13 protein-coding genes are annotated in these 13,261 nt (G+C 57.1%); 4 read left to right on the top strand and 9 right to left on the bottom strand.

Annotation, left to right across the window (positions count from 1 at the left end):
• Positions 1-59: 59 nt before the first annotated feature.
• From JOD47_RS12030 to JOD47_RS12010, 5 genes are all read right to left on the bottom strand, one after another.
• A complete protein-coding gene (locus JOD47_RS12030; RefSeq protein WP_204534572.1) occupies positions 60-1,232 on the bottom strand; it encodes a hypothetical protein in 1,173 nt (390 codons plus the stop codon).
• The gene (locus JOD47_RS12025) at positions 1,229-1,750 is read right to left on the bottom strand and encodes a DUF4365 domain-containing protein (RefSeq protein ID WP_204534570.1); all 522 of its coding nucleotides are present in this window, start codon (positions 1,748-1,750) and stop codon (positions 1,229-1,231) included. Before JOD47_RS12025 ends, JOD47_RS12030 begins: the two co-directional genes overlap by 4 nt.
• Positions 1,751-1,893: 143 nt before the next feature.
• Positions 1,894-3,300 (bottom strand): hypothetical protein, encoded by a 1,407-nt coding sequence (locus tag JOD47_RS12020; protein ID WP_204534568.1) that lies wholly within the window; start codon positions 3,298-3,300, stop codon positions 1,894-1,896.
• The gene (locus tag JOD47_RS12015; RefSeq protein WP_239548090.1) at positions 3,297-4,466 is read right to left on the bottom strand and encodes a hypothetical protein; all 1,170 of its coding nucleotides are present in this window, start codon (positions 4,464-4,466) and stop codon (positions 3,297-3,299) included. The genes JOD47_RS12020 and JOD47_RS12015 overlap by 4 nt, the downstream gene beginning before the upstream one ends.
• A 415-nt stretch (positions 4,467-4,881) precedes the next feature.
• Positions 4,882-6,402: an SNIPE associated domain-containing protein gene (locus JOD47_RS12010; RefSeq protein ID WP_204534566.1), complete on the bottom strand. Its 1,521-nt coding sequence runs from the start codon at positions 6,400-6,402 to the stop codon at positions 4,882-4,884.
• Between the two features lie 212 nt (positions 6,403-6,614).
• Between JOD47_RS12010 and JOD47_RS12005 the strand changes: the two genes are divergently transcribed.
• Both JOD47_RS12005 and JOD47_RS12000 read left to right on the top strand, forming a co-directional pair.
• On the top strand, positions 6,615-7,526 hold the full coding sequence (locus JOD47_RS12005; protein WP_204534565.1) for an HNH endonuclease signature motif containing protein: 912 nt from the start codon (positions 6,615-6,617) through the stop codon (positions 7,524-7,526).
• Between the two features lie 149 nt (positions 7,527-7,675).
• The gene (locus JOD47_RS12000) at positions 7,676-8,167 is read left to right on the top strand and encodes an SRPBCC family protein (RefSeq protein ID WP_204534564.1); all 492 of its coding nucleotides are present in this window, start codon (positions 7,676-7,678) and stop codon (positions 8,165-8,167) included.
• Positions 8,168-8,284: 117 nt separating this feature from the next.
• Here JOD47_RS12000 and JOD47_RS11995 read toward each other — a convergent pair whose 3' ends face one another.
• A complete protein-coding gene (locus JOD47_RS11995; RefSeq protein WP_204536882.1) occupies positions 8,285-9,106 on the bottom strand; it encodes a hypothetical protein in 822 nt (273 codons plus the stop codon).
• Between the two features lie 568 nt (positions 9,107-9,674).
• Here JOD47_RS11995 and JOD47_RS11990 point away from each other — a divergent pair.
• Both JOD47_RS11990 and JOD47_RS11985 read left to right on the top strand, forming a co-directional pair.
• Complete coding sequence (locus JOD47_RS11990) at positions 9,675-10,055, top strand: LexA family protein (RefSeq protein ID WP_204536661.1); 381 nt, start codon at positions 9,675-9,677, stop codon at positions 10,053-10,055.
• A gap of 50 nt (positions 10,056-10,105) precedes the next feature.
• The gene (locus tag JOD47_RS11985; protein WP_204534563.1) at positions 10,106-11,404 is read left to right on the top strand and encodes a Y-family DNA polymerase; all 1,299 of its coding nucleotides are present in this window, start codon (positions 10,106-10,108) and stop codon (positions 11,402-11,404) included.
• A 345-nt stretch (positions 11,405-11,749) separates the two neighbouring features.
• Here the strand turns inward: JOD47_RS11985 and JOD47_RS11980 are convergent, their stop codons facing one another.
• From JOD47_RS11980 to JOD47_RS17690, 3 genes are all read right to left on the bottom strand, one after another.
• A complete protein-coding gene (locus JOD47_RS11980; protein ID WP_204534562.1) occupies positions 11,750-11,992 on the bottom strand; it encodes a helix-turn-helix domain-containing protein in 243 nt (80 codons plus the stop codon).
• 36 nt (positions 11,993-12,028) lie between these two features.
• Positions 12,029-12,247: a ParB family protein gene (locus JOD47_RS17795; protein ID WP_307836271.1), complete on the bottom strand. Its 219-nt coding sequence runs from the start codon at positions 12,245-12,247 to the stop codon at positions 12,029-12,031.
• 170 nt (positions 12,248-12,417) lie between these two features.
• Positions 12,418-13,077 (bottom strand): helicase associated domain-containing protein, encoded by a 660-nt coding sequence (locus JOD47_RS17690; RefSeq protein ID WP_275577932.1) that lies wholly within the window; start codon positions 13,075-13,077, stop codon positions 12,418-12,420.
• Between the last annotated feature and the right edge of the window lie 184 nt (positions 13,078-13,261).

The following is a 13,261-nucleotide window of genomic DNA, read 5'->3' as shown; positions in this document are numbered from 1 at the left end:
CATCGTTCAACGGACACCCTAGCCCCCATCCCCTGAGAACCTCGAGCGTCCGCGGTGTGTCAGAACAGTAACGATTGTCCCAAGGGACGTAACTGCGAGGGCCGATCGATCTTGAGTCCGTCCGCGGTTGATCTAACAGCACCTTCAACCAGGAGCGTTTCATGGCCGCGGAACCATCGATGTGCATTGTCTAATTCTTCAGCGCCCCTGAGCGCGACCGTGATACGACGAATCCTGCCTCGATGCGCTGCCTCGATAGTCGCTTCGCCAGAATCGAGTCCTTTTGGATGGTAGAGCGCAAAGATTGGGCCACTGACAAGTGCACTAGCGGGTTCCCTGGCAATCTTCATCTGTTTTGCGGCACGTTCCAGCAAGACAGCAGATTCCTTCGGTACTTCCACAGACGAGCTAACTCCAGAAATCTTGCCTGCTTTCGGTGCCCAGCTGAACGTCACGTCGAGAGCTGAAACGGTTTCTTCATTGATGATGTCGTAAAGTGCCACCACCATCTCCCGACTTGCACCAGCGACGACTGTTTCATTTATTGCGCGCATCGTCGGGTCAACGGCTGGTTCAATAATCTTTTGATAAATCGCGGTCAACGCTTGTGCCATCGTGCGAGTTGCTCTTCTCTGTTCAGTCTCCTCCGAAATAGTCTGAAAGAAATCCTCAGGTGATCCTTCGTCTATATGATCTGCCTTTCTGAGACTAGCTTCAGCGATGGAGCGATCAATCGGCACCAACAAAGGAAGAATATAAGATCCAGGCTCAGTTTGAGCAAACATAGCACCATCAATAGATCGATCACCCAGGGACGAGTATTTTCCACCGATTGCAATCTTGGTGCCTCGAGATGTCGTCGCAGATGAGCGAAGAATCTTCCAAGCTCCACTAAACAAAGATGACCCCGCCTCAGCAGCAATGTAGTTGCCACGCACCACCGAGCTTTGAGCGCGGAAATCGGACACATCCATCCAGAAGCGACGAACTGTCTTATCAACCTCATACCCGCTGGAGTTTTCCCACTGAGCGATCATAGAAATCGTTCCATCCCACATCCCTGTGCCCGAACGGATACCCCTTGGAACTCCGACCTCGCCGCCATGCAATGGATGATTCCAGAGAACGCCGAACGATCCTTCGGATAAATGATTCCAGCCTTTATAAGCCAGATAATCTGCTAGGTTCTTTTCAGCATTGATAGTGATTAAGTCTGATGGAAAAAGTTTCATGGACGACCAATGCCCCGCTCGTAAATGACTTGCCATTCCTGAATGGTGTCTTTCGTGAAGCGTTGACTACGAGCCAAGTCAATAGAGGTTGGCACCGAATCAGAAGTTTTGTCGACTTCAACCCAATACGCTGCCGTGTGGTGGGTCGTTAGATCATCCGAACCAAAGTCGATCCAAGTTGTCTCGTCTTCAGGAACGTGCACTAAAAGAATAAAAACTGGAGCCGTATTCTCACACCACTTATCCCACCAAGGTTTCTCTATAGGCCAATTGATGTGTTTAGGATCTCTGACGGTAAACTTTTTCGTAGTGCACTTCACTTGCACGGGCACCAACCCAATTGGAAGCACTACGTAAGCGTCAATTGCATAATGATCCTCGCCTGGTCGCGTCTCCACAACTCCGACACCGGCATCAGCACAGACGTCCGATAAATAGGCGAGACCGTACCGTTCCTGGCGCGCAGTTTGCGGCAACCTCGCAGGGCCTCTTGACGCTACGGTGACTGTCATCTCCATGTCCCCCTCATCATTCCTTCGAGAAGCTTATGTCAACGGCTGCATCGCGACCGTTGACCTGCTGCAGTCTCGAATGCCCACATCGTCCGTGTCTTGCACTAATGACGCGGGGGCGCTTGCGGCACGAACGGGGTTGACCTCTGCTAGCCATTCGGTGGTTTCGGTTCGGAAATCCTGAGATCTAGTTGATGCTGATCGGCAAGAATCACACGCTCATCTAAGAGCGTCGTTTCGTCCTTCGTGGAACCAGGTGCAGTACTAGAGTTAGGACTCTTCGATGGACGGTCGTCAGTTGTTCCGTCTCCGACATCATCCTTAGTTTTGGGTTCCGATTGATCATGCTGTTCCTCCCGATGTAATTGCTTTGACACAGGGGAAGCAGGTGCCTGACCTACTATCGATTTCTCCTGTCGATTCACCCCTGGCAACGGTTCTCCTAGGAGGTATGCCCGTGCTTGAGCACGGAAACTCGGAGATAGTCCTGCAGAAGCGACCAAAAATCCGCAAACATCCGCGACCAGCTTCGCTGCCACAGGATCAAAGTTTCTCCCGAAAACGTCACCTAGCGGGATGCGCTTCTTTGCTGCCATCAAAGCTGAGGCTACTTCTGCGTATCGAAGGCCCTCTTGGATCTCATTAGGTCGGCGCAGCAATCGCGCGACAAGTTCTCGCATGTTGCTGTAGTAAGCAGGTAAATGGTCTAGATCTGGACTACCTGTCGGCGCAACGGTGCGGAGCAACGCCGCCGTTTCCTCCTTTTCCCGCAACTGCGTCGCTCCACCAAACAAGTACTCTTGGAGCCCGCGGTCTGGGTCCCTCAAAAAGGCGCCACGAAGATGCTCTGTGACTCGGACTAGAGCTAGTAGGTATAGCCAAGCAAGGTCCAAGAAGAGTGCGAGATGGATAGGGTTACGGGGGTCAAGATGTTTACCTGCCTCCTTAAGATGAGCGACCAGCTGGATCGGGTTGCGATGATGCTCATATATCCAATAGTCGAACTGCCGATATTCCATCAAGCTGTTGAGCCTGCTATCAAGCGAATGGAAAGCCGCAAGATTTTCGGAAGCGGCTTCACGATCGAACAGTAAACCGAGTGGGTCACTCGGATCAGGCTGTGCGCTTCCATGTAGTTGTTGCATAAGAGCCAGGTCGGCTGAAGGTAGGACGGTAATCCCGAGGCGGCTTGAGAGCTGTCTCGTCGCGTCATTCACATCATGTTCACGAACCAACATGATCTGATCAGCTCCAAAAAGGTCGGCCACTCCCCGTGCCCAAAACATCCTCGCGGTGGGCTTATCCCGTCGCCCGGATTTACAATCGGCAATCGCTGTAGTCAGCCGGTAATTGGGAGTAAGAAGAACTCCAAGGACATCAAGATCCGTGAAGGTTTCCGGGCCTGCCCATTCCCGTCCCGCGCCTCGAGCATTTTTTGAGCCGCTTTGGGCGGGTTTCGGGTCTCCTCGAAGTTCCACATCGAGCCGGGTACTGAATCCCATGCTCCAGAGCAGACGTCTTGCTCCGACCTTCAATCCGAGATCCAGCTCACTCATAGAGCACTCAACCCCATCGCTTTCTCAAAGATCTTTTCGAACTGCTTAGGAGACGGTTGTGCATACTCTCTAAGGCGGTGGCTGGTTTGCATGGGCGCCTTGTATCCCTTTCCCGATGCCAGGGCTGTGCGGGCGACTGAATCGTCGACCCGGTGTTCGACTAGCTCACCGTGAACAATAAGGTCGCGGGCAAGTAGTAAAGCCTCACGGTTATCTTCTGTATCGACAAAACGAGGTGTGACCCAGTTACCGCCAGCCCGTAAGTCAGGAGCAAAAACCAGCAACCCCGCGTTTCGCATCAGTTCGTATTGCCGGCGATGGGCGCTATTCGGCGCCAAAAATCCCCGGTTTGGATCAAGAAGTTTGTTAATCACGCTGATTAGGGCCTCCGGAGACAACGTATTGTACTCACCATAATTCTCGGCACAACGCAAGCACGCTAGTACCGCAAGGGCCTTCTCTAGCACTGGTTTTCGTGCCACGAGCAGATTGGGATCCGAGACATAGGGGAGGGCCGCAAATGCTTGCATACTCCCATCGGGTAGCCGAACAGCGGGTGCCATCACAAGGCCCCCAGCAACAGCCCCAGTCAGCAACGGATACTTTTCCACACTCAGTTCTAGGCCTTGCCTGCTACGTACGGCAGCGAATTCAGATATGAGCTGGTCGCTTCCGTGTTCCATCACGAGAGTCTGGAGCAGCTGAGGATTCTCAAATCCAAAGAAGGGTGAGTAGGCGATGTCACCATCAATCGTTCTCAGTGTTTGAATAAGCCCAGCGCCCGAACCAACTTCTAAGAGATCAGACATGGCTCCATGGTCAAGCCCATACTGACTTTCGATGGACTCTAACGGAACTGGCGCTTGAGCCAGCCCATCGACCACGACCAGCAACTGTTGTTCCAGTTCGGTTGGGGTTCGACTTCTCCAAGCGTCACCAAGCGTTCTGTAAAGATCGTCGTAGAAGGGGACATTCTCAGTAAAGGTGACAATTTTTCCGCCTTGGCGCTGCACACCCTGCACGAAACCGGAATCCTCAAGGACGGCGATGACTTCCCCGAAAGACAACATTTGGACATCAAGTTGATGAGCTGCAACTTGCATTAGAGCTTGAGCATCCTCGATAACATCACGGCCACGGATCAAACCTGCAAGGGTAGCCGCCATACCAACCATCCTGGTATCGCTGAGCGGTCCGAGCAGGGGTGAGTTTGGGTCCACATTGCGAAGCCCAGAATGTATATCTTGGCAGCGGAGGCCTTCGTCGAACGTCTCCATCACTCCCCCAGTCACTTGCTAAAGCATTGAACTACTGTCTGCATGTAACCCTAAAGCTTGGTCGGCATGCTTTGGCCCAAGCCAATCAATAGGTCCTATTAACGTCTTTTGACACCTTCTTGTGATCGTGCGGCTACCGATAAAACCGTTCACTTCGACTTTCCCGTGGTGTGAAGCCGCAAGCTTTCATTGGTTTACCCCCGCGACGAACCTTGGTCCAGAACGTGCGGCCTTCGGCGTTACAGAGACCTAGGCAGCGATTCAGGCATGCTGGCGACTCGATCACTAGCTTTCTCTAACACGCCTATGCAGCACCTGCGAATGGGATTGCTTGCCGCAGGTCTTTTGAGGTGATGAACTCTTCGGCTGGTGCTTCTTCCCGGTATTCGACGAGTTCGACGCTGTGTTCGACGAGGGCTTCCTTGACCTGGGCTGGGGTGGCGTAGAAGTACTCACGCCGGAGGTTCACCAGGTTGACCCGTTCGGCAGCGAAGTGACGATGCAACATACTTTCGATGCCGACGGCGTCTTTGGAGAAAAACAAGGCATGGACATCGAACAGGAACGGCACGGAGGCATCTCCGAGTTCGCGCACACGTTCCATGGGGTTCAGCCGTCGCGTCATACCGACCTTGACCACACCTTCGCCGAAGGCTCCGAGGTTCGAGATGACATAGACGTAGCCGGCACGGGTGTTGAGGGCGTTGTCTTCCGAGTCGGCCAGTTTGGCTTCAGCTTCCTCCAGCTGGTCCTGAACGCGCTGAACACCTTCGAGGTCGCCTGCTTCCTGCAGTTGCAAGAGCACGGTCATGTAATGGCTGACCTCCTTCTGCTGCTTGGCCTTCAGTGCTTCCCACTCGCGCTGGGCTTTGGCGGTCTCGCGAGCTTCGGCCCGCGCTTCAGCCTCGAGCTGCTTTTGGATTGCCAGGGCCTGCAGATGCCGAGCGGCAAGTTCGAGTTCGTGTTCACGTAGGGAGTGAAAGGAGTCGGTAACGCTGAGGCCGATCATGGTGCCGCGCTTGGCTATCTGTTCCCGTGACTTCTGCAGGCGGGCCTGAGCGGTGTGCAGGTTTCCGGCCTTCACCGTCTTCACACAGTTCTCGGCTTCGGCGTTGTATGCACGTAGGAGCAATGCAGAAAGGTCCCGAACGAACTTGTCGCCTTCCTTCGTCGACCCATTGAACGTAAATCCCGAGACAGCAGAGACAGCATGTTTTTGCTTTAGGGCATCTTTGATCCGTGCCCGAACCGTGGCCAACTCGTCAGCGAGTTTGATGGAGGTTTCAGCTGGGTGCTCGTAGTCGTAGAACCCGACGTTGTGCCGTTCTGCCACCTCTCGGACATCCAGCACCTCACCCCGGACCGACCCAAGCTCCTCGCGCGCTGTGCTGAGGTTCCGCTCCATGGCGGCAACCTCAGTGTTCAAGTCCGCGACCCGCTGTTCACGGGCCAGAAGGTCCATGGCTCCGATGCGGTGTAGATCGGTCATCATCTGGGTGTTGGCCATGTAGACCTCGTCCGCATAGAGCTTCAACCCGGCAGCTGGCACCGGCGGGGCACCCATACTGGTCCGGTAGGTGTTCTGTGCACTGATCCCAAGTCCTTCGGCTGAGGCTCCGAACGCCTTCTTATACTGCTTGACCATGTCCAACAGCACCCACAAGATGCCGCCCGCCACCAGGAGACTGACAACGAACGCTTCTGTTGGGAGGATCGCGATGAATACCAAGCCCACACCGGCGAGCCATACACGCGATGCGAAGCCTCGCGGCTTCTTCTTTGGTTTCCCGGGTTCAGGCAATGCACCGGACGATAAATTAGACATGGATCCCCCAAGGCTCAAGTGATGATGGTGGAACGGTAGCAGGCGCCCTCAATAAACAGCGATTGCCGGACTTACGCCACGCCTGAGTACTCATTCCAGGCCTCACCGGTTTACGCTCCAATGTCTTTACGCCGATAACGGAATGCTACGTCGGGCGAGTGCATGACTGTCCGATAGTTTGTTAGAGCGAAGCGACTCGTCTGGGAGGCGACATGATCAATTACTGGTGGGCGAGCCAAGGCGTCAATTACCGCACAGTGATCCCCCTTGGAACTCTGTGGACTTGTCCGCGCGCCAATGGCCGAGTTGATATTGCCCGTGGACTAATCAAGTCTCTGGAGCCAGGGGACATCGTGTTTCACCATGCGGAGAGCTTCCTCCGCGCGGTCAGCCGGGTGTCGGAGCCATGGAGGCCGTGGCCTCGTCCGGAGGGCTACCCGCTGATATTCGAAGGGGAAGGCGACGACGGCTGGCTAGTCAAGGTTGATCCCATTCGAACCGATCTACAACTGCACTACAAGCGCGTTGCCCAGCTGATCCGCGTAGGAGGCAGCGCACCGCTCGACAGAAATGGTCGACCGCAGGAAAAGTACCTGTCAGCGCTGTCCGAGGAGGACGGCCTTGCACTCTTGGCAGAGCTCGATTTGCCTGCTCCTGGCACCACCGACGGTGGAAGCCTCTTCGGACGGCCGGACGAATTCTGGGAAGGTGAAAGTACAGATGCAGTGTCTCTTGGTGAGGTTCGCCAAGAACAAGCAGATCTGCGTCGGCATCTACTGCGGGGCCGGGTTACAGCACCGTGCTCAATCTGTGGTGAGGAACGCCCGTCCCGACTCCTGATCGCCGGCCACATCAAGCCTCGAAGCGAGTGCACCGAGCAGGAGCGCAAAGACTTTCGGTCCGTGGCAATGCTTGTCTGCAGCCTGGGCTGCGACGCGTTGTTCGGATGGGGATACATCATCGTGAACGCAGAAAGCCGAGTCCGCCGAGGCATCCCGGCAGAAACCAAGGACGTCGAAGCCGCCGTGGACCTCCTTATCGGCAAGGTGTGCAGCGCCTACAGCGCACACACCGCCCCTAATTTTGCTGCGCACTCCGATCTGCATCTTTCGCACGCTGGATAACAAGAACCGCATGCTGCCCTGGTAGCTTGGGGCGTCAGAATTCTCATCTGAACCTAGCTTGTCAGTGCGGTGAGCTACCTTTCTGTGTAGGTGTCGTTTCGCTGATCCTGTGAGGCGTCCGCGGTCTCAAGCCGTAGGGGGGCGGTTCGATGGAATTTGAACGTTTGCGTGATGAAGTGATCGATGTCGCCGCAGGCATCGACTTAGCTGCCACCCCCGGCGAGGTTTGGGCTCTCATCAAACCGGCGGAAACCGCTACGCTCCTTGATCCACATGTAGTGAAAGCGTTCCGTGTACCGGGCACCCCCGATGATGTCGGCGAGATGCAGGGCTATATTAGCCACCGAGATGGACGCGAGCAGGTACACCTCGTCGAGGTTGTAGAAGAAGTACCGAAGCGTTGGGCCCTCATTCGAATTGTCGGGGATCCCGATGAGGCAGCACGTACCGGGTACAGACTGACAGAAATACCGGGCGGCACTCGGCTTGAGCAGTTACTCAGCGTCACTGTCCCAGGGACCCAGGTAAGAGCAATCAATCAAGTCCGCCAGCAGTACTTGGCCGCGGCCCAAGCGTTCCTCGAACGGATAAAAGTGCTGGTCGAACCACCCGAACAGGGTTCATCAGGCAGGCATACCTGAAGCAGGAAAACCGGAGTACGGTCGATGAACCCTAGAAGCAACCAGCGTCAGTCAATTGCCAATGCAGAGTAGGGCACCGGTTTGTAGGCGGCATGATTTTCCCACCGGCGCCCGTTGTTATCTGGATTGTTCGGCCAATCTGCGCAGTTCATTGGTCATGGCTGTGGAAGGTGCGTATCCGTTCGACTGCTCGGTAAGAAATTTCCGCGCTACAGCTGTGCGGTCTCTGACTGTGTGAATCTCCTGCCAGGGCAGGCTGGCGCGCAATTCTCTAGCTAATTCGTCTATGCGCCCCATCAGCTTCGAGTATTCGGCTTGTGCGTTATCGCGAACGAGGCGGCTTGCCTCTCGCAGAATGAGGGTGGTGATGTAGCCACCTTCGTTAGATTGCAGCAACGGCTCCAGAAAAGTTTTGCCAATGGAGACGCGTGTGTGGGTCGTTCCGCCCCGGTACTGAGGATCACGCTCGAGCTGTTCGGCTAGGTGTGTTATTCGGATCCGGGATGCCCTATACAGGTTTGTGCTCTGAGCGTCCTGCTCCTCGGACCAGCTTTCTTGGATCTCCTCCAACTCCTGCTTCCAGGACGGCACAGCGTGGTAGAGGAATACGGCACCACTGGCGATCCATTGGAGGAAAACCCCATCAATCTGTCCGGAACGCTCCTGCCACTGGTTCAAAAGCTGTGGGGGCGGCTCCGGTTTCGCATCGTCATCCGGATGCCATGTTTCTATGAGTTCTGATGGGTCAAGGCGCGAAACCGTGAGGGACAAAAATGGCGCGAACGCGTGCTGGGCCAGGTCAAGGATTTCGTCAACGGAAGTCGTCTCATACTGAAGAACTACAGCCGGCTGCCCCGGGAATACCGCTTCCATGAGGCGCAGGCCTCGCCTCTCTACACCCTGACGGATTTCCAAAACCATGTCCTCGAAATCTTCCACCTCCGCACCATACCGAATTATGAGTTGACTGCTCTTTCTGCCCGACTATGACGCGACACCGCGCGCTTTTTCTGATGCCGTCTTCGTCTTCGCGACGTTGCTCCTGTGCCCAAAAGGGTTATTGGGGCGCCGCACCATCGTGCACGAGTGGATCGTTTATTGCTCGCACTATCTAACACAATGGTGAGCATCGCGTTGAGGGCCTTCTGCCCATATGTGCACGGCACAAGCCCCCCTCGCTTCGCTGCTTGTCCCGCACACAAATGGACAGCAGGGGCCATAGGCCCGCCTGCACACATCCACCACGTCACCGACACCGGAGAGCTCGCCCTGAGTGAGCGGTGGGATATGCACAGCCTCTTCTAGCTCGTGGCACTGCACAGCAAAAGCTGATCTAGGTCATCCATCTGTGGGCGGGTGGAGCCCGAAGGGGTGACGCTCAAAGGTCGTCCACCTGTGGTTGAGCTCGTGAGGGTGTATTTTAATCGAATACTTCTTCGATAGGTGGTGCGGTGTGACAGTGCCGGTGACTCTTGTGCAGGAGGTCAGGGTTCGGGCACCGGACGCCATGATTCTGGTTTCTCCGATGTCCATTCCTGCCGGCTTTCCTTCTCCCTCTCAGGACTATTACGAGAAAGGCATTGACCTCAACAAGCACCTCATCGCCGATACGACGAGCACGTTCATCGTGCGCGTCTCCAGGGACAGTATGACCGGCGCGGGAATCAGCGACGGCGACGAGCTCATTGTTGACCGCTCTCTCACGCCCGAGGACGGATCGGTGGTGGTCGCCGTGCTCGACGGGGAATTATCCATTAAGAGGCTGCGCATCACAGCCCGCGGGGTCGTTCTGGCTGCTGAGAATCCGGCGTTTCCGGACATCGTGGTTGCCGAACTGTCGGACCTGAGCATTTGGGGTGTGGTCACCCGGTGTCTACACTATGTCTGAGGCGGCACCAAAGGTGAGCGCGAGAGTGCACATACCCTAGGACCGCACTGATGACCCAGAAAGGTCTTGGCCATGACCACCGCCGTTTCGCCCTCGTGGACGCGAACAGCTTCTATGTCAGCTGTGAACGCGTTTTCGACCCCGCACTGGAGGGTGTTCCGACGGTGGTGCTGTCCAACAATGGCTGCGTGGTGGCCCGCTCGAACGAGGCCAAAGCGCTGGGCATCGAGATGGGAGAGCCGTGGTTCAAGCTGGCGGCCCGTGCGAAAGGGTGGGGCCTGATCCAGCGGTTGAGCAATTACGAGCTCTATGGTGATTTATCCGCTCGCTTCATGACGATCCTGGGGCGGTACTCGCCTGCCCTTGAGGTGTCCTCCGTCGACGAGTCGTTCCTGCTTCTCAAGGGCGCTCCCGAGGAGCTCGTCGTTACCGGCAGGAACATCAGATCGACTGTTGCCCGGAACACCGGGCTGCCCGTGTGCGTCGGCATCGGGCCCACGAAAACCCTGGCGAAGTTCGCCAACCGGGTCGCGAAGCAGAACCCCTGGATGGGTGGGGTCTGCAATCTGGACACCATGCCGGCCGCGCACGTAGAAACCATCATGAGCCGCGTCCCGGTCACCGGCATCTGGGTAATCGCCGGCCGTCTCGGTAAACGCCTGAACGTCATGGGCATTCACACCATCAAGGACCTACGGGACGCCGATCCGGTGCTGATCCGCAAGAGGTTCAATGTCGTCGTCCAGCGGAAGGTATTGGAGCTGCGCGGCGTCCCGTGCATCGAACTGGAAACCACCCGCGCAGACAAGAAGCAGACGATCTTTTCCCGGTCGTTCTCCACCCCGGTCATCACCATCAAGGACATGCATGAAGTCCTGTCCCTGTACGCCCAGTCTGCTGCAGTCAGGCTGGCCCGGGACAAACAGGTTGCGAAGGTGATGACCGTGTTCGCCGGGACGTCGCATTTCAACGAGAGGGCCTCCTCCTTCCCGTCCGTGACAGTGAAACTGTCGACACCGACCGCTGACCCGGTCATCCTTACCAAGGCTGCCGTGAACGCCCTGGACGGCGAATTGATCGAAGGAGTCCCCTATGCGCGGGCCAGAGTCATGCTGACCGGTCTCTCCCCCGCCGGAGCCGAACCGACCTTCGACGAGTTCGTGACGGTGCACGAGCGCCGTGAGATCGGCAGCCTCATGGGTAAGGTCAAGGATAAGTACGGTTCCACCAGCATTGGCCTTGGTGCAGCCGGCATGCTCAAACCACCGGACTGGACCATGAGCCGCAAACACCAATCCCCCCGCTACACCACCGGATGGGACGAACTACCTGTCGTGAAAGCCAGCTGACTGCTCACGGAAGACTGGTTCGACGAGACCCTAATCCACTGCAGTCTTCTGGAAGAACGCAATCTCTGCGGGCGAAGTCATCAGTTGAATGAGTGGTGCCGGCGGCCGTACGAATGGGGGAAACGTACGGGAGCCGGCACTGGGTGAGGATCGAGTCTCATCGTCCGAATCCTCACTAAGCATCACCGATGGGGGAATCGATGTGCTGATAGCGATCCTACCGACTGACCTTGGGAGGAGGCTGGGTGGTTCGCCGACGGCGTGGAGCGGGAACGCGGAAGCTTCAGGAATGAGCGCGAACAGAGAGCCACCCGTTGCCCGCCTGAGAAGAAGTAAAGGTCAGGCCTAGTCTTCGTCTTCGGTGCTGACGTCCATGCCTCGTTTGAGTGCTTCGACTGTGCGGGTGTAGGCGTCGGCGATGTAATCCTCGAATTTTGCCCGTTCGATGCGCCATTGCCCGCGGCCGCCAATCTGGATCGCGGGCAGATCCCCGGAGCTGAGGAGTGCACGTATCTGGGATTCGCTGGTTGCCAGTTCGGCCGCGACGTCCTTGATGGTCAGGAAGCGGGGCTGGTCCTGTACGGCCATGTAGCGGTGTACTCCTCTGCTCAATCTTCTGGCGTCCTAGACGTGAAGGTGGGGCCGGGAGCTGCACCACAGCTCCCGGCCCCGGGTTCGCTGCGCGAAGGGAAATCTATTCGGTCCGGTGCTTCTCCTCGTCGAGATTCCGCCTGCCCGTACGGAAAGCACTCGGCGGGACCGGCCCCGGGGTTCGCCGCCGTTGTACTTGCGGTGCAGCCGGCGCACTTCCTTCAGGACCGCTTTCTCGATCAAGTCTGACACAGACGCATACCCCTCGGCCGCACCTGCGGCGAGGAACGCAGTACGGACCCCGCCCGCGTCCTTCTAGGTGAAGCACGAGGTGAAAGGCTGGCTTCCGCTTACCAATCAACTTCGACAAAGCCTGGCGCTTCACACCGTCTGGGCTGGTCGCTTCGTGGTCTCACCGCCCGCTAGCGAGCCGAAATTGTCTGCAAAAGGGCGGAACGTGCACCTGAGCGCAACGAGGTCCGCGTGTTGTTCCAGTCCGGGACGGATCGGTCGAGGGTATGCCGCCTGATGTGTTTGAGTTTCCCGGCGCGGGCTTTGGCCCGTTGGGTTTGAATCCAGACGTCGAGGGTCGCCTCGAGCGCGGTGGCGCCTTCGTTTTCGCGGTGCGGCATGCGCCCGGTGTCCTGGATGAACTGCAGCAGTTGGGTGTGGACGGCCCGCCAGTGGGTTTCCCGGTCACCGAGCATGGTGCCGCGCCAGGGTCCGAGAGTGTCGAGCTGCTTCACCTGGTCCTTGCTCATGCGTCCTTCGGTGTAGCGGGTGCGCTGGTGCCGGAGCCAACGGTGCAAGTTCTTCTCCTCCATGTTCGGCGAGAGCTGCTGAGGGAACCGCCGTTGGCGTTGGACAAATTTCCGCAGTTTGACGAACCTGTCTTCCCAGGGCACCCGATATGGGGCACTCCGCTGCGGTGGTGCCGGCGCCGGCTGGTCATGGAGGATCAGCCGGCGCCCGGGGAGGGTCGGGTCGCGACGCTCTTGGGAGCGGATGTGGAGCCGTACTTTTTCGTAATCGACACGGCACAGGGTGGCAATCTGTCTGACGGTGAGCCCACGAAGGTACATGAGGGTCCATTCCCCACGGGACGTCGCCGGCCCCCACTCGCCGTCATCATTGGTGCTCTGTTCGCTAAGACGGGCGTCACTCCAACTTCGAGTAGCGGGTGGAGCCAATCCACAGGATGACCCGTGGTGCGACTGGCGCACTCGGTGCATGCCTGACGCGTCAAGTTCCATCTCCAGGTTCGAG

Origin of the sequence: Arthrobacter tumbae, from assembly GCF_016907495.1 — a bacterium.
Taxonomy (GTDB): Bacteria; Actinomycetota; Actinomycetes; order Actinomycetales; family Micrococcaceae; genus Arthrobacter_D; species Arthrobacter_D tumbae.
The sequence above is the reverse complement of the archived record's forward strand: the minus strand, read 5'-3'. Positions and strand labels throughout refer to the sequence as shown.

Excerpts from the sequence above, each read along its gene's own strand:
- JOD47_RS12030 (WP_204534572.1), bottom strand. The coding sequence starts at position 1,232 with ATGAAACTTTTTCCATCAGACTTAATCACTATCAATGCTGAAAAGAAC.
- JOD47_RS12025 (WP_204534570.1), bottom strand. The coding sequence starts at position 1,750 with ATGGAGATGACAGTCACCGTAGCGTCAAGAGGCCCTGCGAGGTTGCCG.
- JOD47_RS12020 (WP_204534568.1), bottom strand. The coding sequence starts at position 3,300 with ATGAGTGAGCTGGATCTCGGATTGAAGGTCGGAGCAAGACGTCTGCTC.
- JOD47_RS12015 (WP_239548090.1), bottom strand. The coding sequence starts at position 4,466 with ATGGCGGCTACCCTTGCAGGTTTGATCCGTGGCCGTGATGTTATCGAG.
- JOD47_RS12010 (WP_204534566.1), bottom strand. The coding sequence starts at position 6,402 with ATGTCTAATTTATCGTCCGGTGCATTGCCTGAACCCGGGAAACCAAAG.
- JOD47_RS12005 (WP_204534565.1), top strand. The coding sequence starts at position 6,615 with ATGATCAATTACTGGTGGGCGAGCCAAGGCGTCAATTACCGCACAGTG.
- JOD47_RS12000 (WP_204534564.1), top strand. The coding sequence starts at position 7,676 with ATGGAATTTGAACGTTTGCGTGATGAAGTGATCGATGTCGCCGCAGGC.
- JOD47_RS11990 (WP_204536661.1), top strand. The coding sequence starts at position 9,675 with ATGATTCTGGTTTCTCCGATGTCCATTCCTGCCGGCTTTCCTTCTCCC.
- JOD47_RS11985 (WP_204534563.1), top strand. The coding sequence starts at position 10,106 with ATGACCCAGAAAGGTCTTGGCCATGACCACCGCCGTTTCGCCCTCGTG.
- JOD47_RS11980 (WP_204534562.1), bottom strand. The coding sequence starts at position 11,992 with ATGGCCGTACAGGACCAGCCCCGCTTCCTGACCATCAAGGACGTCGCG.
- JOD47_RS17690 (WP_275577932.1), bottom strand. The coding sequence starts at position 13,077 with ATGTACCTTCGTGGGCTCACCGTCAGACAGATTGCCACCCTGTGCCGT.